The sequence below is a fragment of the Anaerococcus sp. HMSC068A02 genome, from assembly GCF_001811125.1.
Lineage (GTDB): Bacteria > Bacillota > Clostridia > Tissierellales > Peptoniphilaceae > Anaerococcus > Anaerococcus vaginalis_C.
Genome location: NZ_KV803766.1, coordinates 1 through 1,795 on the forward strand (window position 1 = coordinate 1; position 1,795 = coordinate 1,795).

Here is a 1,795-nt window from a genome sequence, read left to right on the forward strand (position 1 = left end):
TGGCAACAAACAAAAGATATTATTGGATAAAACTAAAAGAAGAATTTTTCACAGACAAAATAAACGAGGACATTGTCCTTAATGAGTCCAATCCATGTCCGACAAGAGATAGAGAAAGATATAGAGATAGATAAAGAGAGAGAGGGAGAGATAGAAAAGATTTAACATTTTTGGTATAATCACATTAATCAAACTAAATGTGTAATGATAAAATTAGCTTGTTTACCTTAAGCTGATTGTGATAAAAAGATTAAAACTCCCACCATTGGTGTAAGAAACAGAATAAAATAAAGAAAATCAGATTGGAGTGATGAGAATGGATAAAAAAGATTTAGCTATTGTAGGAGATAGTGAATATATAAAAATGCTTGAGAAAATAAAAAAATCATATACAAGCAGGCAACTTAAAGCAGCAGTTTCGGTCAATTCTGAAATGCTAAAGTTTTATTATAGTTTAGGAGAAGAAATTATTAGTTTAAAGGCAGAAAGCAGATGGGGTAGCGGATTCTATAAAAAATTAAGTTCGGATTTAAAAAATGAAATTCCAAATGTTAAAGGATTTTCTGTTACTAATTTAAAATATATGAAAAAATTTTATGAAATGTATTCGCCATTAAATCGTCCACAAGCTGTGGACGATTTACAAATATCTAAAATCGGTGGAGATTTTAATATGATTTTTAGTATCCCATGGGGACATCAAAGATATATTATGGATAGATGTGAGGGAAATTTGAATAAAGCATTTTTCTTTATATCTAAAACATTAGAAAATAGCTGGAGTAGAGCTGTGCTTTTAAATTTCTTGGATACAGATCTATTTGAGAGACAAGGAAAAGCAATAACAAATTTCACAAATAATTTGCCTGCTACACAAAGTGATTTAGCCAATGAAATGACGAGAGATCCGTATAATTTTGACTTTATATCTATAAGGCAAAATTATGATGAAAAAGAATTGAAAGACGCTTTGATGGATAATATTCAAAAATTCTTATTGGAGCTAGGAACAGGCTTTTCGTTCGTGGGCAGAGAATATCGACTTGTAGTTGGAAATTCAGAAGAATTTATTGATATGTTATTCTACAACATTAAGCTACATTGCTATGTAGTTGTGGAGGTTAAAATTTCCGCATTTAAACCTGCGGATATAGGACAACTTGGAACCTATGTAACATCTGTAAACCATATATTAAAGGGAGATGGGGATAATCAAACAATAGGTCTTTTAATCTGTAAGACAAAGGATAATGTATTGGCGAAATATGCTTCTGAAAGCTCAAGAGAGCCTATTGGAATTTCAGAATATCATCTACAAAACTTAATTCCTGAAAGTTTAAAGGGAGCATTACCAACCATAGAAGAAATTGAAAACGAACTAAAATAAATTTTAAAAACATAATAAATGTACGCAAGGCGGTAGAAGTAAAAACTATCGTCTTTTTTTATTTGAAGAAAGGTAGGAGAGCATGGCAGATAAAAGAATGTTTTCACTAAAGATAGTTGATAGCGACTTATTTTTGGATATGCCACTAAGTAGTCAATGTCTGTATTTTCATTTATCAATGAGGGCAGATGATGATGGTTTTGTAAATAATCCTAAGAAAATCATCAAAATTATCGGAGCTAATGAAGATGACCTAAAAATACTTATTGCCAAAGGCTTTGTGATAGTCTTTGATCAGGGAATTATCGTCATCACACATTGGAAGATAAATAACTTTATTAGAAAAGACAGATACAAGCCAACAATGTATATCGATCAGAAACAACAGCTTTATCAGACGGAAAATGG

Annotated in this window: 1 protein-coding gene and 1 pseudogene; both read left to right on the forward strand. The window is 30.9% G+C overall.

The features are described from left to right. Positions 1 to 316 precede the first annotated feature (316 nt). Positions 317 to 1,387, forward strand: coding sequence for a PDDEXK nuclease domain-containing protein (locus HMPREF2782_RS06615; protein WP_070641730.1), 1,071 nt, complete (start codon positions 317 to 319; stop codon positions 1,385 to 1,387). Positions 1,388 to 1,469: 82 nt separating this feature from the next. Further along, a pseudogene (locus HMPREF2782_RS09710) lies at positions 1,470 to 1,795 on the forward strand (replisome organizer); the annotation flags it as partial.